This window comes from uncultured Xanthomonas sp. (assembly GCF_964278005.1).
Classification (GTDB): Bacteria; Pseudomonadota; Gammaproteobacteria; order Xanthomonadales; family Xanthomonadaceae; genus Xanthomonas_A; species Xanthomonas_A sontii.
Genome location: NZ_CAXYKF010000023.1, coordinates 26832 through 48473 on the forward strand (window position 1 = coordinate 26832; position 21642 = coordinate 48473).

A 21642-nucleotide genomic window follows, 5' to 3' on the forward strand; every position below is an offset into this window, starting at 1 on the left:
GCCATTACACCGACCGCGGCAACAGTTCCAACCCCTGGATCTCGCGAATCCCCAATCCCGGCGCCTCGCCGATGCGGATCTGCGCCTCGTCGAATTGCACCCCGCCCACCACCGGATCGAACGCCCCCAGCGACGGGCCGTCCAGGTCGACCTTGGTGATGACGTCCGCGCGCGCCACCGCCAGGTGCGCCGCCGCGGCCACACCGATGCTCGATTCGAGCATGCAGCCGATCATGCACGGCACCCCGTACACCGCCGCGATATCGGCGATGCGCAATGCGTTGGACAGGCCGCCGGCCTTGACCAGCTTGATGTTGACGATGTCCGCCGCGCGCCGCTGCAGCAGCGCGATCGCCTGCGCCGGCGAGAACACGCTTTCGTCGGCCATCACCGGGGTCTGCACGCGCTCGGTCACGTACTGCAGGCCGTCCACGTCGCCGGCCTTGACCGGCTGCTCCAGCAGTTCCAGCGTGACCCCGGCATGTTCCAGTGCGTGCATCGCCTGCACCGCCTGCTTCGGCGTCCAGCCCTGGTTGGCGTCCAGCCGCAGTTGCGCGCGATCGCCGACCGCGGCATGGATCGCCTTGACCCGTGCGATGTCCTCGGCGAGATCGGTGCCGATCTTGATCTTCAGCGCCACGAAGCCGCGCGCCAGCGCCGACAGCGCGTCGGCCACCATCGTGTCCACGGCATTCACGCTGATGGTCAGGTCGGTGGTCAGGTGCGGCGTGCCGCCGCCGAGCAGGCGGTACAGCGGTGCGCCGTGCTGCTGCGCCCACAGGTCGTGCACGGCGATCTCCAGCGCCGCCTTGGCGCTGCTGTTGTGCTCCAGCGCGCCCTGGATCAGGCCGCGCAGGCGCTGCAGGTCGGCGATGTCCTCGCCGATCAGGCGCGGTGCCAGGCAGCGCTCGATCGCCGCGATGATCGCTCCATGGGTGTCGCCGGTGATCGGCGGCGTGGCCGGGGCGCTGCCATGCCCGATCCGGCCATCGTCGGTGTGGACCATGACCACCACGTCCTCGATCGCCTGCACGGTGCGCAGCGCGGTCTTGAACGGGGTCTTCAGCGGCACGCGCAGCATGCCCAGGCGGATCTCGGTGATCTTCATTCGGCGGTCGGCGCGCGCAGGCGCTGGATGCGGGTGATGCGGTCGATGAACGGCGTGCCGTCGCCGAGCAGCAGCGATTCCAGTGGCGTCACCGACACGCCGTTGAGGCGCACGCGCTGCAGCTGGCCGGCGGCGTTGCGGTAGCTGGCGCCGGCCACGTCGTGGATCACCCAGGTCTGGCCGTCTTCGTGGCCGATCACCAGCATCACGTGGCCGGGGATATAGACCAGGTCGCCGACGCGCAGTTGCGCCAATGCCTGCCGCCGCTGCGGCAGCGGGTCGGTGGCGGTGTAGGACACGGACGCAAGCGCCGGGCTGCGCGCCTGGTCGCCAGTGTTGCGCGGCAGGTCGATGCCGAGGCTGCGGTGCAGGTCGACGACGAAGCCGCTGCAATCGCGCGCGTCGTAACTGTTGCCCCAGCCGTAGCGTTCGCCGAGGAACTTGAACGCCTGCTGCAGCAGCATCTGAGGCGTGGCCGGCAGCGGCGCCTCAGCGACGTCGGCGCTGCGCGGTATCAGCGCCGGCACCAGTTGCAGGCGTCCGTCGCGGTCGCGCAGCGGTAGCTGCACCACGTAGGCGGCCAGCGGCGACTGGCCGTTGACCACGTTCTGCGGCGGCCAGTCGCGCAGCAACGGCAGCGCGCTGCCCATGTCCAGCGCCACCTGCGAGGCGGCCGGCAGGTCCGGGGTGAACACGGTGGCCACGCGCGCACCGGTGACCAGTAGCCGCGGCGCGCGCTGCGCGTACGCCAGCACGCTGGCGCGGTCGCTCTCGGCCACGCGGTTGCGGGCGATCCAGGCAGCGTAGTTGTTCGCCAGCACGAACAGCCACTGCCCATCGGCGCTGGCGTGCAGGATCGCCACTGCACTGCCCGGATACAGCGCCGATTCCTGGAAGCGGTCGATGTCGCGATCGTCGCGGTCGCTGAACACGCGCTCGGCGGTCGGGAAGCGCCGCAGGTCGGCGCGTTGCACCACCAGCGCGTAGCGCGGCTGCACCTGCGCCGGCAGCGCGTCCAGCGCCAGCGCGCGCTGCAGCGCCTGCAATCGCGCGGCGTCCAGTACGCCGCCCTGGATGTCGTACAGCGTACGCGTTGGTGGCGCCGACAGCGCCAGGATCTGCGCGCGCACCTGTGCGGCGGGCAGTTGCGTCGGCAGCGCCGTCAGGTCGTGCATCGACGGGTCGTCGCGCAGCAGTCGGGCGTTGAACGAGGCGCGCTGCGTCGCCTCCAGCAGCGGTGCCGACGCCGCCGGCAGCCGCGCGATCCAGTGTTCGGCCTGCAACTGCGCCGGCTGTGCCTGCAGCGGCATGGCCTCGGTGGCGCGTGCCGTGGCGATGGCGCCGCTCGCCGCCGCGGCGAGCAACAGGCACAGGCCGCGCATAGTGATCATGGGAACCCACTGTCTGGAAAGAAGGTCGGCGTGTGCTACACGCCGACGCCAGGATCTTCGATTCCCGGTTTTTTCCTGTCAAGGCGCTGCGTTGACAGGTTTTGCGAGCGCGTGTTACACCCGACTGCACAGGGGGCGCGTGGCGATGGCGCTGGGGAACGTGCAGGCAGCGCACGGCAGCGCCGCGTCCGCTCGGCAAGATGCAGGAACCCGCAACACGATGGCCGCGGGCCGCGCACGGGTCATCGCCGTGTGCGTGGACGCCAGGGACAGGCGCTCGGCCGTGGCCGCGCCCGCGGCGTTCGCGCCATCCACCCGCGCCAGCAGGAGAGCCGCGTGCCCATGCGAATCGTTCGTCGTCCTTTTCCCTTGCGGTCCGTGCGCGTGGCGCTGGCTTCGCTGACGACGCTGGTCGCGGCCTTGCCGGCCGCGGCGCAGGAACAGGCGGCGACGCCGCGCGATCTCGATGCGGTGCTGGTCACCGGCTCGCGCATCGCCCGCGCGCAGGTGGAAGGCCCGGCGCCGGTCACCGTCATCACCGCCGAGGACATCCGCAAGCAGGGCTTCGCCACGGTGTGGGAATCGCTGGGCACGCTGACCCAGTTCAGCGGTAGCACCTTCAACGAGAGCGACCAGACCGGCAGTTCGCCCAACGGCCAGTACCTCAACCTGCGCGGGCTGGGGCCGGGCTATCAGTTGATCCTGCTCAACGGCAAGCGCATGGCCGATTATCCGCAGCCCTACGGCGCCAACGGCACCGCGGTCAGCCTGGGCAGCATTCCGGCGGCGGCGGTGGAACGCATCGAGGTGATGAGCGGCGGCGCCTCGGCCATCTATGGCTCCGATGCGGTCGCCGGCGTGGTCAACATCATCACCAAGCGCGATTTCCAGGGCGACAGCCTACGCGTGCGCGCCGGCACCACCACCCGCGGTGGCGGCGACAGTGGGCAACTGCAGTGGAGCGGCGGGCGCCGCGGCGACGGCTGGAGCGTCACCTACGCCTTCGAGCGGCTGGATCGCGAACCCATCGTCGCCCGCCAGCGCGACTTCATGGATTCCTACGACGACCATCCGGCCAACAAGGCCGATCCCAGCTCGCCCAATGTGTCGATCTCCGGCGTGTATCTGCGCCGCGGCACCACCTATCTGTGGCCGCAGGCGGGCACGCTGTCGACCTCGCCGCAGGCGCTGGTCGCGGCCTGCACCGCCACCAATCCGGCGTTCCGTCCGTACCGCACCAGCGACAGCCTGGCCGCGCCCAACCGCTGCGGCGCGTTCGACTACTACGCCGGGCGCTCGGTGCAGAACGGCTACGGCAAGACCTCGGCCTACCTGGCCGGCGATGCCGAACTCGGCCACGACGTCACCGCCTACGCGCAACTGCTGGCCAACCGCTCGCAGGACAAAAGTTCCAGCCAGACCCACTACTACATCGGCGAAGGCGCGTTCACCGCCTACGATCCGGACCTGGGGCTGGTCACCGCGCAGCGCATCTTCCTGCCGGACGAGGTCGGCGGCATCAAGACCATCGACTACGACGAGCGCAGCTGGAACCTCAACGCCGGCGTGCGCGGCAAGGCCTTCGATGGGCGCTTCGACTGGGATGCCAGCGTGTCGCTGTCGCGCTACGACATCACCACGCGGCGCCCGCGCTTCCTCACCAACGCGGTGCGCGATTACTACTTCGGGCCGGTGCTGGGCTATCGGCCGGACGGCACCGAAATCCGCCGTGTGCGCCCGGACCGGTTGTTCGCGCCCGGCAGCCCGGCGTTGTACCAGCAGCTCACCACCGAGGTGGTCAGCCGCGGCGAATCGGCCACCGACCAGGCGCAGTTCGTGGTCAGTGGCGACCTGTTCGAGCTGCCGGCGGGCATGGTGCAGATCGCCACCGTGCTGGAAGCCGCGCGGCAGACCTACGACCTGCAGCCCGATCCGCGCACCACCGTCGACTACACCGGCAGCGAGCGCATCTACAACCTTACCCAGACACCCGGCGGCGGTCCGCGCAAGCGCTACGCCGCCGGCCTGGAACTGCGCGTGCCGATCGCCAGCCGGCTCAGCGCCACCCTGGCCGCGCGTTACGACGCCTACGACGACATCACCGCGGTCGATGGCGCGGCGACCTGGCAGGCCGGTCTGGAGTGGCGCCCGTTCGACACCCTGCTGCTGCGCGGCAGCCACGCCACCAGCTTCCGCGCGCCGGACCTGCTGTGGATCTACGCCGGCACCAGCGCCAACAATCCCACCGTGGTCGACGAATACCTGTGCCGCCGCGACGGTCTGGATCCGTTGTCGGCGGCCTGCGCGAGCGCGCACGAGTATCAGACCTTCTCCACCCAGGCTTCCAATCCGCTGCTGCGCGAGGAGACCGGCAAGTCGACCACGCTCGGCGCGGTGTGGGATGCGCTGCCGGCGCTGTCGCTGAGCGTCGATTACTACCGCATCGAACTCAAGGGCCGTGTCGAGGCCATCTCCAGCGAAACCCTGTTGGAGAACAACGCCAACTGCCTGCTCGGCCGCGACCGCGCCGGCGCCGCGGTGGACACCGCCTCGGCGGCCTGCCGCTTCTACCTGGACGCGGTGACGCGCAGCCCCGGCACCGACCTGACCAGCGAAGGCCAGATCACCGTGTTCAAGACCTTCCCCATCAACCAGTCGCTGATGCGCACCGACGGCATCGACGCCAGCCTGCGCTACGACCTCGACCTCGGCGCCTGGGGCACGCTCGGCCTGCAGGGCGGCCTGACCCGGGTGCTGCGGATGGAGGTGGCGCAGTTCGCCGGCGCGCGCCCGGTGGACGTGATGAACGACGTCGACTACCTGGCGTTCCGCACGCGCAGCAACTGGCGTGCGAACTGGAACCGCGGCGACTGGTCGGCCAGCGTGTACGGCTACCGCTACGGCTCGCGGCCCGACTACGCCGAGCGCGGCCGCGTGGCGCCCTACCTGGTGTGGAACCTCGACCTCGCCAAGCAGATCACCGACAAGGCGACCATCGGCCTGAGCGTGCTCAACGTGTTCGACGCGCTGCACCCACGCGACGACACCTACACCACCTGGCCGTACTTCCCGCGGGTGTACAGCGCGATCGGCCGGCAGTGGTACGTCAGCTTCAACTACCGCTTCTGAGTGCGCGGCGGTGAGCGCCGACGTGCGCCTGCACGCCACCGCCGCACCGATTGCGTACGCTTGTGCGTCCCCGACCAGGATGTGCCCATGACCCGCGTTCCCGTGCCGTCCCCATCCGCCGTGCGCCGGCTGCTGCTGCTGGGCACGCTGGCGCTGCTCGGGGCCTGCGCGCACGCGCCGCAGCGCAATCCGCTGGCCACCTGGGTGCCGTCGCCGAACTACGACGCGCGCCGGCCGATCCTGATCGTCATCCATTACACCGACCAGCACTCGGTGCAGCAGAGCCTGGACACGCTGCGCTCGCACAACAGCAAGGGCAAGGTCAGCGCCCACTACCTGATCGGCCGCGACGGCACGCGCTACCAACTGGTCGCCGACCAGGACCGCGCCTGGCACGGCGGCGCCGGGCGCTGGGGCAGCATCACCGACATCAACTCCGCCTCGATCGGCATCGAACTGGACAACGATGGCAAGACCCCGTTCGCACCGCAACAGATCGACAGCCTGCTGGTGCTGCTCGAGGACCTGTGCACGCGCCTGCGCATCCCGCGCACCCAGGTGGTCGGCCACGAGGACTTCGCGCCCTCGCGCAAGGTCGACCCGGGCCCGCTGTTCCCGTGGAAGCGACTGGCCGACGCCGGCTTCGGCCGCTGGCCGGCCGCCGACACGCCGCCGGCGCCCCCCGGCTTCGATCCGTGGCAGGCGCTGGCGCTGATCGGCTATCCGGTCGACGACCGGGCGGCGACCCTGCGCGCCTTCCACCACCACTACCGCGGCAACGACGCCACTGCCTTCGACGATGAAGACCTGCGCATCCTGTACGCGCTGACCCAGCCGCTGCTGGCGCGCCCGCAGCCGGTGCCGGCGATGGAGCCGGACGCGCCCTGAGCCGGGGCGCTGCGGCCTGGGCGCCGGTCCCGGCGGCGTGCACGCCTGTCACTTGGCGTCGCCGCGGTTCTTGGTAGCATCGCGCGCCAACGGACTCCAAAGGACGCAGTGCGATGAGGCGAGGAACCACGGCCCTGTGGGCGGCAACCTTCCTGCTGTTGGGCGGGTGCAAGGACAAGGCCGCCGATGCGCCGGCCGCGGCGCAGACCCCGGCGACGGCGAGCGCGCCCGCATCCGCCGCGCCCGCCGACGCGAGCGCCGCGGCGCAGCCGGCCGCCGCCGAGGTGCCGGCGCCGGGCCAGGTGCTGGCCGACATCTACGGCGCCAAGGGCGACGGCTCGGCGTCCTATGCCATCGACAACGGCGCGGTGGCCAGCTTCTGGTACGGCTACCGCTTCGACCTCGGCGGCAAGCAGTACTACACCGGTTTCGCCAATGCCACCGGCGGCAAGTACGCCAAGCCCGGGGACCAGGGCGGCGACCAGGACATGCCCGACCCGGCCGCGACCGTCAGCATCAGCCAGGCCACCTACGTGCTCGACAGCGCCGGCGGCAAGCCGGCCTGGACCCTGTTCCACGCGCAGCGCTGGGCCGGCGACTTCGGCTCCGACGGCAAGGCCGACACCCTGGACGAGCAGCGCAAGCCGCAGAGCACCGAGACCAAGGATGGCCACCTGCTGCTGGCGCTGCCGACCACCCGTTTCGCCGACGGCATCACCAGTGCCGGCTTCGCGGTGTTCACCTTCGACCCGAACAAGAACGACCTTGGCGACTACAAGGGTTGGGTCTACCTGGGCACGGTCGCCGCCGGCGAGGACAACAGCGCCGCCTGCGATGACCAGGGCACCATGAAGTGCGCCACCAGCACCGGCACGCTGAGCTTCGTGCCGCCGGCCAGCGGCAATGTGCCGTCGCTGCGGATCGCCCTGCAGGGCACGGCGGTGGAAGGGCCGGGCAAGGTGCGCACGCTGGGCCCCGCCGACGCCGTCACCTACACCTACGACGCCGCCAAGCAGCACTACACCCCGCCGCTGGACCGCTGAACGGACGGCGCGCGGATGTGACGCGGCGCGCGCGGCAGCGGTGGTTTCGGGCGTAGGACCTGGTTTAAGATGCGCCCCACGGGGCCTGATGATCAGGCGAGTCATTCGCGAGCGGCATGGGATGCTGCACTCGCCCGAAATGCCGGCGTGGATTGCCGGCGTGCGGTTCGCCATGTGCGACCGCCATCACCGCCCCTGCTCGGGGCCGGCGTGCACGTCACCTTGTTCCGTCCGAAGCTGCGCCTGCGGGGAGTGTGCTCTCCGTGCAGCGCGCCGCGTCCGCGTCGTGCGCCTCCTGCGTCACGCCGGCCGCGGTAGCGGGGCGCATCGGAATGTGCAGGTGGGTTCTTCCGGCTTCTTCACCGAATACAGGATGTTCTGGACATGTCGAACGACAACAAGCGCGCCGCTCCCGAAGTGCCACCCGATGCGGGCAGCGTGCTGTACCTGATCTACGGCTGGGACGGCGATGGCGCCGTGTCCTACGAGATCGACAACGGTGCCGTGGTGAATTTCTGGGGCGGCCGGCATTTCGAGCTGGACGGCAAGCAGTACTACACCGGTTTCAGCTACGCCACGCCGGGCCGGTACGGCATCGACGATGCGGAAACCTTCCCGAACCCCGGCGAGGGCGTCTCGCTCGGTGCCGCCACCTTCCAGCTGACCACCCCGGGCGGCGAGCGGCCGTGGATGGTGCTGCATGCGCAGCGTTACGTCGGCAGCTTCGGCGCCTACGCGCGCGCCGATGCGTTCGATACCACCCGCGCGCCGCAGCAGCATGCGCTGGGCGATGGCCGGTTGCTGCTGGCCGTGCCGACCACCCGCTTCGAAAACGGCATCACCGAAGCCGGTTTCGCCATGTTCGTGTTCGATCCGAACCGGCACGATCTCGGCGATTACCGTAGCTGGGTCTACTGCGGCACGGTGGCGGCCGGCGAGGACAACGAGGCGGCCAGCGACCCGGACGGCGTGGTGCCGCACGTGTCCAGCACTGGCGCTCTGGAATTCCAGGCGGTGCCCGGCCAGCACATGCCGGCGCTGCGGGTGGCGCTGCACGGCACCGCGATCGCCGGTCCCGGCCGCGCGCGCCTGCTCGATGGCAGCGACGTCCTGCAGTACGCCTACGACCCGGACAGCGGCCAGTATCAGCCGACGCCCGTCGCATGACTCCACGGCGCGCGGCGGCGCGCCGGTGACGCAGCACCCGATGTTCCGCAGTACGCAATCGTTCTGTTGACCGCGCACTAACAAGCTCATGGACGAGCTCGGTTGACCCAGGCGGCCGCGATGGCCGTACCTCAACCTCAAGGAGTTACACGAGATGGCACGCGATACCAGCAAGGCAGAGAATCTCGACATCATCGAGCGAGAAGCCAGGCAGCGGCAGATTCCGGTCGACGATTTCATGCGTTTCGCCTACATCGAAACCGGCGGCCGCTTCGACGAGCAGGCCAGCCGCGGTCCCAACAGCGCCAAGGGCCTGTTCCAGTTCACGCCCGGCGCCGCCAGCGCCTACGGCATCCGCGGTCGCGAGCTCGACGCGGTGGCCAACACCGATGCCGCCGCGCGCATGTACCAGGACAACCGCAACAGCCTGACCCGCCAGCACGAGCGCGACGGCCGCGCCTACCTGTCCGGCAAGGCGCAGCCCGACGGCCTGGACATGTACATGGCGCACCAGCAGGGCGCCGGCGGCTATCGCTCGATCCAGACCGCGATCGCCACCGGCCACTTCGAGCTGAAGGGCACCCGCGCCAACATCCTCAACAACGTCCCCGGCGAAAAGGATGCGCAGGGCGCGCGCCAGTTCCAGGCCTACACCGGCACCTCGCTGGCCGACTTCAAGAAGCTGTCCGACCAGGACATGGCCAAGGCCTTCGTGAAGTACTGGGACGCCAAGTACGACCACATCGCGATCCCGGAAAAGGGCATCAAGCCGCTCGCCGAGGGCCAGGCCGCCCAGGCGCCCGCGCGCACGCCGGCACCGGCCGGCGGCAAGCAGGGCGGCCACGACGGCATCGCGCTGACCGCCGCCTACGACCTGGGCGTCAAGCACGACGACGTCAAGTACGCGATCAACGTCAAGAGCAGCAAGTACTACCACCCCGGCGTGGACGGCAAGCATCTGTCGCAGGGCTACATCGACTGTTCCGGCTGGGTCACCGAGCTGCAGAACGCGACGATGAACGAGATCAACCGCAAGGCCGGTCGCGACGTGTTCACCCAGAAGGACATGCTGGTGCAGGGCATGACCGGCTCCGGCGAGATCGTCAAGAAGGCCTACGACAGCTCCGGCGTGCTGCTGGAGGGCAAGGACGTGTTCAAGCCCGGCGCGCTGAAGGAAGGCATGGTCATCGGCGTGGATTCGGGCAAGACCGCGCACGAGCACTGGAAGGGCATCGACCACATCATGATGGTCGTGCGCGATCCCAAGAGCGGCGAACTGCTGGTCAGCCAGTCCACCGGCAGCAAGGGCGTCAACACCATGCCGCTGGACGACTACCTGGCCACGCATCAGAACGCCAAGCTGTTCGCCTCCGATCCGCTGGCCAAGGGCCGCGACCTGCTGCAGGACCGCCAGCAGACCCAGGCGCAGACGCAGGGCGCGCAGGAGCCGCGCACGGCGCTGAAGCCGGGCGAGCAGGGCGCCGACGTCAAGGCGATGCAGCAGCGCCTGATCGAACTGGGCGTCAAGGACGACCAGGGCAAGCTGCTCAGCGGTACCGGCTACTACGGCGATCGCACCAAGGAAGTGGTCGCCAACCTGCAGCGCGAGAAGGGCCTGGCGGCGACCGGCATCGCCGACAAGGCCACCCTGGAGGCGATCGCCAAGCAGCCTGCGCCGGCCAAGGCGGAGGCTGCGGCGCTGGCCGACAACCCGCTGTACAAGCAGGCCATGGACCACCTGCAGAAGCAGGGACCCAACGGCGGCTTCAAGAGCGCCGAAGAGATGCAGCGCGCCGCCGGCCAGGTCGCGTTCGAGGCCAAGGTCAGCGGCATGAACCGCATCGACGACCTGGTGCTCAGCGGCGACCGCCGCGGCCTGATCGCCGTGCAGCGCAATCCCGACAATCCGCACGACGTCAATCGTGCCTACGTGGACAGGCAGCAGGCCGCGGCGGTGCCGCTGGAGCGCAGCCAGCAGCAGCTGGCCGCCGAAACCCAGCGGCAGACGCAGGAGCAGGCGCAGCAGCCGGATCCGCAGCGCGAAAAGACCCAGGCGCCGCGCTGATCGGTCTCGCGGCAACGGCCGCCGTCGCGCGTTGCGCGGAGGTGGTCGTGCGTGGAGATGTCGAGCGCTGCGCAAAACCGCCGCGCATGCGCCGGCGCGACATTGCCCAACGCCGGCCAAACACGATCGCCTGCCATCGCGGCGTGCGATGGACAGGGTGCACGACGATCGATTAGAACCTCGCCTTCCCGCTCGCGCAAACGACAAGGACGCATTCCGACCATGGCCATCGCCAAGGCGTTCCAACACTCTTCCCTGCTGCTGTTGTGCGTGGCCGCCGCCGCGTGCAGTGCGCCGTCTTCCACCCCCGGCCAGACGCAGGCACCGGCCGCTCCGTCGGCGGACACTGCGGCCGCCGCGTCCCCTGCCGCCGCGCACGATGCCGGTACCCAGGCCGATGCGGGCGCGGCCACGCCGGCTGCACCGGCTGCGGCGCCCACCCCTTCCACCGCTTCAGGAGATTCCCCCGTGCTGCGACCGTCCTACGACACCTGCATCACCGCCGCCGGCGGCGCGACCCCGGCGATGCTGGACTGCATTTCCGACGAACACGCCTACCAGGACCAGCGCCTCAACACCGCCTACAAGGCGGCGATGGCCAAGCTCGGCGAGGCCGAGCAGCACGCGCTGCGCGAGCGGCAGCGCAAGTGGATCGCCGAGCGCGACGAGAAGTGCGTCGCCGATCCGGATGGCGGACAGGCCGAGCGCGTGGATGCGGCCGAATGCCGGCTGGAAATGACCGCGCACCGCGCCGACGAACTCGAAGCGCACTGATTTCACCCCTGTATCGAACCCGACGCGCGGCGCTTTCCACGCCGCGCGTCCTGCCAAGGAGAACGCGATGAGCGACAAGGATTGGGAACTGGGCCAGACCTCCAAACACTACGAGACCGGCAGCCGCGGCGCGTCGACCGTGTCCTCCGGCGTCGACGACCCGGGCGGCGTGTCCTACGGCTCGTACCAGATGACCTCGCAGACGACGACCCGTGAGGGCAAGGTCATCAACGGCGGCACCGTCGCCGCGTTCGTCAAGGACAGCAAGTACAGCGACGACTTCGCCGGCCTCAAGCCGGGTTCGGACGCGTTCAGCGCCAAGTGGAAGGAACTGGCCAAGAACGACCCCGGCTTCGGCCAGGAACAGCACGACTACATCAAGCGCACCCACTTCGACAAACTGGTCGACCGGCTCAAGGACAAGGGCATGGACCTGTCCGACCGCGGCCCGGCGGTGCAGGACGCGATGTGGAGCACCGCGGTCCAGTACGGTCCGGGCAGCGACAAGAAGCCGGGCGGGTCCGGCGTGTTCCTGCGCGCCATGGAAGAGAAGTTCGGCAAGCAGGCGGATCTGTCCAAGATTTCCGACAAGGAGATCGTCAGCGCGGTGCAGGACTACAAGGCCGAGCACGTCAAGGACCTGTTCCCGCGCGTGCACAAGCAGAAGACCCTGGACTCGCTGGAGAACCGCGCCGAGAACGAGAAGGCCGACCTGCTCAAGCTGGCCGACCTCGGCAAGACCATTGCCAAGCCCGGCGAGCAGCGCGACGGGCACACCGCGCCGAAGCCGCACGACGGCCATCGCGAGCCGGCCGCGCACAACGGCGTGCTGGCGCGCAATGCGCAGGGCGAGGCGGTGAAGGGCCTGCAGGAGAAACTGGCCACGCTCGGCTACCTGGAGGCCAAGGATGCGATCGGCACCTACGGCCCGAAGACCGAAGCGGCGGTGGAGAAGTTCCAGCAGGACCAGCACCTGAAGGGCGTGGACGGCAAGGCCGGCCCGGAGACGCTGGGCGCGATCGACCGCAGCGTGCAGCGGCAGCAGGGCGTGGAGCAACTGCGGCGCGACAGTCCGCTGTTCGACCAGGCGGTCGCGCAGCTGGAAAAGCAGGGGCGCAACGGTGGCTACGGCGACCGCGAGTCCATGCAGCGTGCGGCCGGGCAGTTGGCGTTCGAGGCCAAGGTCAGCGGCATGTCGCGCATCGACGACCTGGTCGCCAGCACCGATGGCCGCGGCATGATCGCGGTGCAGCGCAATCCGGAGAACGCGCACGACGTGCATCGCGCGTATGTTGACCGTCAGCAGGCGGCGACCGTGCCGCTGGAGCAGAGCCAGCAGCAACTGGCGGCCGAGACCCAGCGCCAGGCGCAGGAGCGGCAGGTACAGGACCAGCAGCGCACCCAGACCCAGTCGCAGACGCCCGGGCGCTGAGTCGCCCCGCGCAGGGCGGTCATCGGCACGTGCCGCTGGCCGCCCTGCCTTGCGCAGTTCGCATCGCGCGTCGTGGCAGGCGCGCGGCAGGACAGCGGCCGCGGCCATGGCCTATGCTGCACACATGTCGCATGACCGCTTCTGCCGCCACCTTTCTCCGTCGCGCCCCGGGCGCCGGGCTGGCGCGCTGCGCGCAGTGGGCCTGACGCTCGCGTTCGCCGTCGTGCCTGCTACGTTCGCGGTGGAACCGACCACCTCGCCGGCGACCACGGCGGAACAGGCGGGACTGGTCGACGTGCACACGCTCGCGCCGGATATCGCGATGGACATCCGCTACGCCGGCCACGACAACTTCACCGGTCGCCCGGTGCCCGGCTACGACGCGCCCAAGTGCTATCTGCTGGCGCTGGTGGCCAAGGCCCTGGCGCAGGTGCAACGCGACCTGCAGGCCAAGGGCTACCGCCTGCAGGTGTTCGACTGCTATCGGCCGCAGCGCTCGGTCCGCGCCTTCGTCGCCTGGGCGCGCGATCCGCAGGATCAGGTCGCCAAGGCGCGCTACTACCCCAAGCTCGACAAGGGCGTGCTGCTCGGCGACTACATCGCCGAACACTCCGGCCACAGCCGTGGCGCCACCGTCGATCTGGGTCTGCTGGACTGCCGCCAGGGCGCTTGCCGCGCAGTGGACATGGGCACCGGCTTCGACTTCTTCGACCCCAGCGCGCACACCGACACGCCGGCCATCGACGCCACCCAGCGCGGGCATCGTCAGCAGCTCCTGAAGGCGATGGCCGCGCGCGGCTTCGTCAACTATCCGATGGAATGGTGGCACTACACCTTCCAGCCCGAGCCCAGCCCCGGCGTCGCCTTCGACGTGCCGGTGCGCTAGCGCCTCCTCGTCTTCGCCACGGACCACCCATGACCGGCACGCACCAGTTCGTCGACCTGCAATGCCCTTACTGCGGCGAATGGATCGACGTCGCCCTGGATCCGTCGGTGGACGTGCAGCAGTACGTGGAGGACTGCCAGGTGTGCTGCAAGCCGATGCTGATGACGGTGCGCTGGGACGAGGACGGCGCGCCGGTGGTGAGCGCGATCGCCGAAAACGCCAGTTGATTCGCGTGCTGCCGTGGCGCGGCGCACGCCGATGCGCGACACCCTCTAGACTTGCGGCCTTGCCGACCGAGGACACCCGATGAACCTGCCGCTGCACTTCGGCCTGCTGGGCTCGCTGGAAGCCGGGCTGATCGCCTTGGCGGTCGGCTTCCTGGTGTATGCGCTGTGGCAATGGCTGGGCCGGCGGCTGGGCTGGTCCGAGGGCCAGCAACTCGGCGGCGCCTGCCTGATCGCGGTGGCGGTGGCGGCCGGGATCGACTGCTGGAACCTGTTCTACACCAGCATCGTGCGCCTGGAGTCGCCGCTGTACGCGCGCATCGCCTTGGCCAGCATCCACGATCCGGACGAACTGGGCTCGCGGGTGGTGCTGGAAGTGGCCGGCGCCCTCTCCGGCGTGGCCCTGGCGTGGGTCGTATTCAGGGCGCGTTCAAGCGAAAACGCCGGCGACGGCGGTCACGAAACACGCTGAAACAGACGTTTTCTTTCTGCAATCCGAACGTCTCGAATGGATGCCTTACCAAGGGCTCACCGAACCCTAACCAACGCAGTAGCGCCTCGCGCACGCGCCGTGGTTAACGATCCGTTTTGCGGTGTTTTTCCACAGGGAATGGATTCAGTCTGAGACCGGCACGGTAGCGCCGTGTTCCGGAATCGACCGGACATGCCACACCGAGAGAGCCAAGGAGAATCCACCCATGAACATTCGCAACCGCACCCCGCTGATCGGTACCGCCGCCATTCTCGCCGCCGCGCTGGCCCTGCCCGCGTTCGCCCAGGATGCGCAGGCCGATGCCGCCGCGCAGGCGCAGACGCAGTCGTCCACCAGCGCCACCGGCCAGAGCGGACAGGCCGGTGCGGCCTCGGGCGGCGGCCAGACCTGGGCCGATGTCGACGCCGACAAGGACGGTGCCATCAGCAAGCAGGAGGCGCAGGTCAACGCCGGCCTCAGCCAGATCTTCGCGCAGGCCGATGCCGACCATAACGGCAAGCTGACCCCGGAAGAATACAAGGCCTACGTCGCCAAGCAGCAGGGCGGCGCGGCGACCGGCAGCACCGGCAGCGACAGCAACGGCGGCCAGTAACGGGAGCGGTCCCGGCACGGGCGACTGCGCGGCGATGAGGGCGCGCACCGCCTCGCCGGGACCGAACTTGCGGTGCACCATCTCGCGTGTCGGTGCACCCGGACGCTCCAGCACGACGGCGGCCCATGGCCGCCGTCGTGCTTTGTGCGGTGGCGCAGTGGGTGTCGCCTGCGGGTCGGGGATGCGCTGCTATGCTTGACCGATGATGCCGACACCCCCCGCGCTGCGCTCCTCTCCCATCGCCCTGGTCGGTTTCGACGGCGACGATACCCTGTGGAAGAGCGAGGATTACTACCGCGACGCCGAGGCCGCGTTCGAAGCGATCCTCGGCCAGTACCTGGATCTGCGCGACGCGCGCACCCTGCAACACCTGCTGGCGGTCGAGCGCCGCAACCTGGCGGTGTTCGGCTACGGCGTGAAGGGCATGACCCTGTCGATGATCGAGGCGGCGATCGAGTTGACCGAGGCGCGCATTTCCGCGCGCGACATCGGGCGCATCGTCGAGATCGGCCGCGCCACCCTGCAGCATCCGGTGGAGGTGATCGCCGGCGTGCGCGAGGCGGTGGCGGCGATCGCCGCCGAGTTCGAGATCGTGCTGATCACCAAGGGCGACCTGTTCCACCAGGAAGCCAAGATCGCGCAGTCCGGCCTGGGCGAACTGTTCCCGCGGATCGAGGTGGTGTCGGAGAAGGATCCCAAGACCTACGCCAAGGTGCTGTCCGAGTTCGGCATCGGTGCCGAGCGCTTCGTGATGATCGGCAATTCGCTGCGTTCGGACGTGGAGCCGGTGATCGCCCTCGGCGGCTGGGGCATCCATACGCCGTACACCACCACCTGGGCGCACGAGGCCGAGCACGGGCTGTCGGCGGACGAACCGCGCCTGCGCGAAGTGGCCGCGGCGGCGGACTGGCCTCGAGCGGTGGCGGATCTCAACCGGCATGCGGCAGGGCTGCAGCACGGCTGAGCAACCGCGGCGCCCGGCGACGACGCGTGCCAGTCTGGTCTTGCCGCAGGGGAACGGCGTTAGGGCGCCTCCAGTGCTGAAGCCGCTCCCACGAGTGCACGGTCGGTGTGGCGGATGCCCTGTGGGAGGGACTTCAGTCCCGACGGTGTCCGAAGCCAGCCATGCGCGCGCCACCGCGCGTCGCGGCTGAAGTCGCTCCTACAGGCTACTTTCCGGCCAGCACCATGCAGCGACCCCATCCGGACGCGATGCTGCCGACCGTCGCGTGTCGGTGAGCATGCGACTGCGCGTTCGCGTGGTTGCGCGGCGAACGCGTTGCGGCGCGCGACGGAACCTTCCTGTCCAACGTGCCGGCTGCCAGGCCGGCGAGGCCCCTCGCACGCACGCTGACAGCGCCCGCCGCCTCCGGCAGAATCGACGCATGCGCCTGCATCGCTCTCCTGCCGGTCTGTTCCTGTGCGTCGCGCTGTGCGCTGCCGGCCCGGCCGTGGCGCAGGGCGCGGCGGCGCCTGCACGCGCCCCTGCCGGCGAGGCCAAGGAGGACGCGCCGGCGGAGGTGCCCGGCACCGACGATGCCTGGATCGATCGGCAGTTGCTGGACATCGACCGCTACGCCGCGCGTTATCCCGACAGCTTCCTCGACGAGGTCGCGCGCTACGCGCAGATGCCGCGCGGTTATGCCGAGGTCCTGCTGCGCGAGCGGCGCTGGCCGCCGCGCGATGTCTATGTCGCCGCATTCCTGGCCAAGGCCGCGGGACGACCCTACCGCGAGGTGGTGCGTGCGCGCACGGCTGCCGGCGTGCCGGCTGGCTGGGCGACGGTGGCGAGCGACCTGGACGCAGCGCCCGGCTCGCTGGCCTACCGTGCGCTGCGCCATGCCATCGTCGCCAGCTACGACCACTGGGACCGACCGATCATGCTGGACGCGCTGCTGCGCCGGCAACTGGGCGACCGCGCCGCCCGCGACCGCGCCGCGGCACAGCCCCAGGACGGGTCGACGCGCCCGCAGTAAGCGCGGCGCAGCACGACGCACGGCGTTGCCGCCTGCACGCGCGTCCATGTCTTTACGCGTATTTTCCGTCGCCATGCATGGGCGACCCAGGATGCATGCCGGGCAACGCTGTGCCCCGACTTCGGCGCGAACCTGGCCCCTCTCCCCCCGGGAGAGGGGTTGGGGTGAGGGGTGGGCGCGCAGCGCACTCGCACTTCCCCAATCCCCAATCCTCGCTCGGCAACATCCGGCCGCCGGCCACTCCCCACCGCACTCGGCACGCAGCCTCCCCCCACACACTGGCCGCGCCGCCGCCGCGGCGCGAGAATAGGCGTTCTGCCGGTCCTGCCGCCGGCGCCACTGCCGCTCCGGACCGCCCGATGACCAACGCCTTCGTTTCGCCCGACGCTATCCGCAGCCTGTTCGCGCAGGCCATGTCCGACATGTACCGCACCGAGGTGCCGCTGTACGGCACGCTGATGGAACTGGTGGCGCAGGTCAATGCGCAGACCCTGACCGCCGATCCGGCGCTGGAGGCGCAACTGCAGCGCAACGACGAACGTGCGCGCTTGGATCAGGAACGGCATGGCGCGATCCGCGTCGGCACGGCCGAGGAACTGGCCACGCTGCGCCGCCTGTTCGCGGTGATGGGCATGGCGCCGGTGGGCTATTACGACCTGTCGGTGGCCGGCGTGCCGGTGCACTCCACCGCGTTCCGCCCGCTGGAGGCGGCGGCGCTGGCGCGCAATCCGTTCCGCGTGTTCACCTCGCTGCTGCGGCTGGAGCTGATCGAGGACCCGGCGCTGCGCGAGCAGGCGGCGCAGATCCTCGCCAAGCGGCGCATCTTCACCGACGGCGCGCTCGCGTTGATCGCGCAGTGCGAACGCGACGGCGGCCTGGCCGACGCCGACGCGCAGCGCTTCGTCGCCGAGGCGCTGGAAACCTTCCGCTGGCACAGCGACGCGACCGTGAGCCTGCCGACCTACCGCGCGCTGAGCGAGGCGCACAAGTTGATCGCCGACGTGGTCAGCTTCCATGGCCCGCACATCAACCACCTGACCCCGCGCACCCTGGACATCGACGCGGCGCAGGCGGAAATGCTGCGCCGGGGCATCGACGCCAAGGCGGTGATCGAAGGCCCGCCGCGTCGCGCCTGCCCGATCCTGCTGCGCCAGACCAGCTTCAAGGCACTGGAGGAAACCGTGCGCTTCCCCGCCGGCGCGGACGGCGCCGAGGCCGGCACCCACACCGCGCGGTTCGGCGAGATCGAACAGCGCGGCCTGGCCCTGACGCCGAAGGGCCGCGCGCTGTACGACGCGCTGCTGGAACGCGCACGCGCAGCGGACGGCAGCGCCGGTGCCGACTACGCCACGCGCCTGCAGGCTGCCTTCGCCGACTTCCCCGACGACTACGCCACCCTGCGTCGCGAGGGCCTGGGCTATTTCCGCTACGCCCTCACCGATGCCGGTCGCGCCGCCGGCGCCGCGGCCCTGGCCGGCAAGCCGGCCGAAGCGCTGATCGCTGATGGCCTGGTCAGCGCTGACCCGATCGTCTACGAGGATTTCCTGCCGGTCAGCGCCGCCGGCATCTTCCAGTCCAATCTCGGCGGCGGCGAACAGCGCGCCTACGCCGCGCACGCCAACCGCGCCGCGTTCGAGCAGGCGCTGGGCGCGACGGTGCACGACGAGTTCGCTATCTACGCCGGTATCGAGCGCGATTCGCTGGAGGCGTTGGCGGGTTGAGGCGGGGATTGGGGAATGGGGATTGGGGAATCGCAACAGCGGTTTCCCAGCGTCGTGTCGCCACACGCGCACGACCGATATTGCGGTGCGTTGGGAATGGGCTTCAGTCCCGATGGTGTCTGAAGACAACAACGCTGCTCATACCGCCGCGCGTCGCGGCTGAAGCCGCTCCCACCGGGCCGCGGTCGGCGTGGCGAATGCACTGTGGGAGGGACTTCAGTCCCGACGATGTCCGAGGGCGATCAACCCGCACACCACCGCGCGTCGCGGCTGAAGCCGCTCCCACAAGTGTGCGACCGGTGTGGTGGGTGCACTGTGGGAGGGACTTCAGTCCCGACTGTGTCCGCGGGCGATCAACCTTCACACCACCGCGCGTCGCGGCTGAAGCCGCTCCCACAAGTGTGCGACCGGTGTGGTGGGTGCACTGTGGGAGGGACTTCAGTCCCGACTGTGTCCGCGGGCGATCAACCCTCAACACCACCGCGCGCTGCAGCTGAAGCCGCTCCCACAAGGGCGAGGGCGACGCATAGGCGCGTTCCACGCGGGCTATGCGGCGTAACGCGTCTTCAGCATGGCATACGCCGAACGCAGCGCCAGTGCTTCGCCACCCGCCGGGCGGCCGGGGCGGTCGCTGTCGTTCCAGGCGTACACGTCCAGGTGCGCCCAGGCCTGCCGCGCCGGCACGAAACGCTCCAGATACAGGGCGGCGGTCACCGCGCCGGCCATGCGCGAGCCGGCGTTGGCCAGGTCGGCGACCGAGCTGGTGAGGTAGCGCAGATAAGGACGCCACAGCGGCATGCGCCAGACCGGGTCGCGGGTGCGCTCGCCGGCGGCGATCCAGGCCTGCGCCAGCGTGTCGTCGTTGCAGAACAGTGCCGGCAGATCCGGACCCAGGGCGATGCGCGCCGCGCCGGTCAGCGTGGCGAAATCCAGGATCGCGTCGGGGCGCTGTTCGCCGGCGTAGGCCAGCGCATCGCACAGCACCAGGCGGCCTTCGGCGTCGGTGTTGTCGATCTCCACGCTGGTGCCATGACGGGTGGCGATCACCTCGCCCGGGCGGAACGCGTTCGGGCCGACCGCGTTCTCCACCGCCGGCAGCAGCACGGTCAGCCGCAGCGGCAGGCGCTGCGCCATCACCAGCCCGGCCAGCGCCAGCGCGTGTGCGGCGCCGCCCATGTCCTTCTTCATGTTGCGCATGCCGTCGGCCGGCTTCAGGTCCAGGCCGCCGGTGTCGAAGCACACGCCCTTGCCGACCAGCGCCACGTGCGGATGCGCCTCTTCGCCCCAGCGCAGCACCAGCAGGCGCGGCGCGCGGTGCGAGGCGCGGCCGACCGCGTGGATCGCCGGGAAGTTCTGCTCCAGCAGCGCGTCGCCGACGATGCTCTCGAACTGCGCGCCGTGTTCCTGCGCGATCGCGCGTGCGGCCTCTTCCAGTTGCTCCGGCCCCATGTGCTCGGTCGGCGTGTTGACCCAGTCGCGCACGCGCAGGCTGGCCGCGATCAGGTCGCACACTTCGGCCTGCGGCGTGGCCAGCAACTGTGCCGGCAGCCGCGGCGGTTGCTTGTAGCGGGCGAAGCGGTAGCTGCCCAGGCCCCAGCCCAGGTGCAGGGTCGCCAGCGTGTCGGCGTCCAGCGCGCTGTCCACGCGCCAGGTGCTGCCGGCCGGCAGCGCGAACGGCGCATGCGCGTAGGCATACGCATCGCCGCGATCGCCGACGCCCAGCACCGCGGCCGCCACGCCGTCGGCACCCGGTAGCAGCAGCACGCTGCCCGGCGCGGCCATGAACTGCTGGGTGTCCATCCACGCCACCCACGCGGGCGATTGCGCCGCGCGCCATTCGGCCAGGTGCTCGCGGTCGAGCACGTACAGCGGCAGCGCATGGGTGGAGGCGTCGGTGAAGCCGGTCGGCAGGGACATCAGCGGATCCTTGGAAGAGGGAGAAGACCGGTGGGCGAGAGGGCGCGGATCAGGCGCGCGCCGCGTCGGCCGGCTGGGTCGCGTCCAGCCAGTCGGCCAGGCCGGTGAGGGTGTCGAAATGCAGATCGGGTGGGGTCGGCGGATGCCAGGCCTGCGCCTCGCGGTTGATCCAGCAACCGCGCAGGCCGGCCTGCATCGCACCGACCACGTCGATCTCGATATGGTCGCCCACGTGCAGTACCTGCGCGCAGGGCAGGCCCAGGCGCGCGCAGGCGGCGCGGAAGATGCCCGGGTCCGGCTTGGCCGCGCCGTGTTCGCGGGCACTGAGCTGGAAGGCGAAATGGTGGTCCAGGCCGATCGTGGCCAGGTCGGCATTGCCGTTGCTCAGCGCCACCACCGGCACGCGCGCGGCGATGCGCTCCAGCGCGGCGATGCTGTCCGGGTAGCACTCCACCTGATTGCGCGCGGCATGGAACACCGCATACGCAGGTTCCAGCAACGCTTCATCGGCGCCGCTGTCCTGCAGCGCACGGCGCAGGGTCAGCCGACGCAGTTCGCTGAGGTCGTGGTGCAGGTGCGGATGCGCGGCGAACACCGCTTCGCGCAGCTGCCGCATCGCCGCGACCGGGAAGCGCGCGGCGGTGGCCGGGCTGTGCTGCAGCAGCCAGTCGTGCAGCACCTGCTCGATGCGCGCGCCGATCGGTGCGAACGGCCACAGGGTGTCGTCCAGATCCAGCGTGATCGCGCGGACGGGGAAGGAGGGCATGGAAGTCACCGGCGCATTTTACGCCAAGCGTCGCCGCCGCCGCGGGCCGGGCCCGGTAGACAGCACTCGC

The 21642-nt window shown here is 70.1% G+C and carries 18 protein-coding genes; 14 read left to right on the forward strand and 4 right to left on the reverse strand.

Annotated elements, in window-relative coordinates; genetic code table 11:
• Window positions 1–4 precede the first annotated feature (4 nt).
• Both ACHWVH_RS14545 and ACHWVH_RS14550 read right to left on the reverse strand, forming a co-directional pair.
• Window positions 5–1108, reverse strand: coding sequence for a dipeptide epimerase (locus ACHWVH_RS14545; RefSeq protein ID WP_295918068.1), 1104 nt, complete (start codon window positions 1106–1108; stop codon window positions 5–7).
• Complete coding sequence (locus ACHWVH_RS14550) at window positions 1105–2499, reverse strand: SH3 domain-containing protein (protein ID WP_295926172.1); 1395 nt, start codon at window positions 2497–2499, stop codon at window positions 1105–1107. Before ACHWVH_RS14550 ends, ACHWVH_RS14545 begins: the two co-directional genes overlap by 4 nt.
• 342 nt (window positions 2500–2841) lie before the next feature.
• On the opposite strand from ACHWVH_RS14550, the gene ACHWVH_RS14555 reads away from it, so the two are divergent.
• From ACHWVH_RS14555 to ACHWVH_RS14620, 14 genes are all read left to right on the forward strand, one after another.
• Window positions 2842–5628, forward strand: a complete 2787-nt coding sequence (locus ACHWVH_RS14555) for a TonB-dependent receptor plug domain-containing protein (protein WP_394687691.1) — start codon at window positions 2842–2844, stop codon at window positions 5626–5628.
• Between the two features lie 87 nt (window positions 5629–5715).
• Window positions 5716–6516: an N-acetylmuramoyl-L-alanine amidase gene (locus ACHWVH_RS14560; protein ID WP_267086756.1), complete on the forward strand. Its 801-nt coding sequence runs from the start codon at window positions 5716–5718 to the stop codon at window positions 6514–6516.
• A gap of 113 nt (window positions 6517–6629) precedes the next feature.
• Window positions 6630–7559, forward strand: a complete 930-nt coding sequence (locus ACHWVH_RS14565) for a hypothetical protein (RefSeq protein WP_295926178.1) — start codon at window positions 6630–6632, stop codon at window positions 7557–7559.
• A gap of 384 nt (window positions 7560–7943) precedes the next feature.
• Entirely contained in the window at window positions 7944–8726 is a 783-nt protein-coding gene (locus ACHWVH_RS14570) for a hypothetical protein (RefSeq protein WP_017910732.1), read from the forward strand.
• Between the two features lie 154 nt (window positions 8727–8880).
• Complete coding sequence (locus tag ACHWVH_RS14575) at window positions 8881–10791, forward strand: peptidoglycan-binding protein (RefSeq protein WP_295926180.1); 1911 nt, start codon at window positions 8881–8883, stop codon at window positions 10789–10791.
• 222 nt (window positions 10792–11013) lie between these two features.
• Window positions 11014–11565, forward strand: a complete 552-nt coding sequence (locus ACHWVH_RS14580; RefSeq protein ID WP_295926181.1) for a lysozyme inhibitor LprI family protein — start codon at window positions 11014–11016, stop codon at window positions 11563–11565.
• 67 nt (window positions 11566–11632) lie between these two features.
• Window positions 11633–12997 (forward strand): XVIPCD domain-containing protein, encoded by a 1365-nt coding sequence (locus ACHWVH_RS14585; protein ID WP_394687449.1) that lies wholly within the window; start codon window positions 11633–11635, stop codon window positions 12995–12997.
• Between the two features lie 196 nt (window positions 12998–13193).
• Window positions 13194–13883 (forward strand): M15 family metallopeptidase, encoded by a 690-nt coding sequence (locus ACHWVH_RS14590; protein WP_394687692.1) that lies wholly within the window; start codon window positions 13194–13196, stop codon window positions 13881–13883.
• A 29-nt stretch (window positions 13884–13912) separates the two neighbouring features.
• A complete protein-coding gene (locus tag ACHWVH_RS14595) occupies window positions 13913–14110 on the forward strand; it encodes a CPXCG motif-containing cysteine-rich protein (protein WP_010340161.1) in 198 nt (65 codons plus the stop codon).
• 79 nt (window positions 14111–14189) lie between these two features.
• Window positions 14190–14579, forward strand: coding sequence for a hypothetical protein (locus tag ACHWVH_RS14600; RefSeq protein WP_017910737.1), 390 nt, complete (start codon window positions 14190–14192; stop codon window positions 14577–14579).
• Window positions 14580–14805: 226 nt separating this feature from the next.
• Window positions 14806–15192 carry an EF-hand domain-containing protein gene (locus ACHWVH_RS14605; RefSeq protein WP_394687450.1) on the forward strand — a complete coding sequence of 129 codons (387 nt, stop codon included), beginning with the start codon at window positions 14806–14808 and terminating at the stop codon, window positions 15190–15192.
• A gap of 205 nt (window positions 15193–15397) precedes the next feature.
• Entirely contained in the window at window positions 15398–16156 is a 759-nt protein-coding gene (locus tag ACHWVH_RS14610) for an HAD family hydrolase (protein ID WP_394687693.1), read from the forward strand.
• A gap of 421 nt (window positions 16157–16577) precedes the next feature.
• Entirely contained in the window at window positions 16578–17168 is a 591-nt protein-coding gene (locus ACHWVH_RS14615) for a hypothetical protein (RefSeq protein ID WP_394687451.1), read from the forward strand.
• Window positions 17169–17527: 359 nt separating this feature from the next.
• Window positions 17528–18889 (forward strand): VOC family protein, encoded by a 1362-nt coding sequence (locus ACHWVH_RS14620; RefSeq protein WP_394687452.1) that lies wholly within the window; start codon window positions 17528–17530, stop codon window positions 18887–18889.
• Window positions 18890–19435: 546 nt separating this feature from the next.
• Here the strand turns inward: ACHWVH_RS14620 and ACHWVH_RS14625 are convergent.
• Window positions 19436–20806: a leucyl aminopeptidase family protein gene (locus tag ACHWVH_RS14625; protein WP_394687453.1), complete on the reverse strand. Its 1371-nt coding sequence runs from the start codon at window positions 20804–20806 to the stop codon at window positions 19436–19438.
• Window positions 20807–20855: 49 nt separating this feature from the next.
• Window positions 20856–21572, reverse strand: coding sequence for an HAD family hydrolase (locus ACHWVH_RS14630; RefSeq protein WP_017910744.1), 717 nt, complete (start codon window positions 21570–21572; stop codon window positions 20856–20858).
• Window positions 21573–21642: the final 70 nt, after the last annotated feature.